This window comes from Actinomadura sp. 7K534 (genome assembly GCF_004348575.1).
Taxonomy (GTDB): domain Bacteria; phylum Actinomycetota; class Actinomycetes; order Streptosporangiales; family Streptosporangiaceae; genus Spirillospora; species Spirillospora livida.
Genome location: NZ_SMKB01000522.1, coordinates 1 through 822 on the forward strand (window position 1 = coordinate 1; position 822 = coordinate 822).

Genomic DNA, 822 nt, shown 5'->3' on the forward strand with positions numbered 1-822 from the left:
TAAGAGACAGGGTTCCGGGTGTGGGCGCGGCTGCCGGTGGACGGCGGCGCCGCGGCCGCGGAACCGGAGAGTGCGCGGACGGAGGGGGCCGGGTGATCCGGGTGCTGCTGGCCGACGACCAGACGCTGGTGCGGGCGGGGTTCCGGTCGATCCTGGAGGGCGAGGACGACATCGAGGTCGTCGCCGAGGCCGGGGACGGGGAGCAGGCGGTGCGGCAGGCGGCGCTGCTGCGGCCCGACGTGGTGCTGATGGACGTGCGCATGCCCGTCCTGGACGGCCTGGAGGCGACCCGCCTCATCGTCGCCGACCCGGCGCTGCAGGCCGTCCGCGTGGTGATCCTGACGACGTTCGACCTGGACGACTACGTCTACGGCGCGATCAAGGCGGGCGCCGGCGGGTTCCTGGTCAAGGACACCGAGCCGGCCGAGCTGGTCCGCGGGGTGCGGGTCGTGGCGCGCGGCGACGCGCTGCTGGCGCCGGCCGTGACGCGGCGGCTCATCGCCGAGTTCGCGTCCCGGCTCACCGCGCCGCCGCCCGCGGCGGACCTGGACTCGCTCACCGACCGCGAGCGGGAGGTGCTGGAACTGGTCGCGGCGGGGCTGTCGAACGAGGAGATCGCCGGGCGGCTGGTGCTGTCGCCCGCCACCGCCAAGACCCACGTCAGCCGCATCCTGGCCAAGCTGGGGGCGCGGGACAGGGCGCAGCTGGTGGTGCTGGCCTACGAGACCGGCGTGATCCGCCCCGGCTGGCTGCGGTGACCGGGCCCGCGCGGCGGGTACGGTCGGCGGGTACGGCCCGGGCGGGCGGGGCGGCCGGTGCAAC

The 822-nt window shown here is 76.2% G+C and carries 1 protein-coding gene; it reads left to right on the forward strand.

Annotated elements, in window-relative coordinates:
* Positions 1-92: 92 nt before the first annotated feature.
* Entirely contained in the window at positions 93-758 is a 666-nt protein-coding gene (locus E1266_RS37520; RefSeq protein ID WP_132055360.1) for a response regulator transcription factor, read from the forward strand.
* Positions 759-822 lie beyond the last annotated feature (64 nt).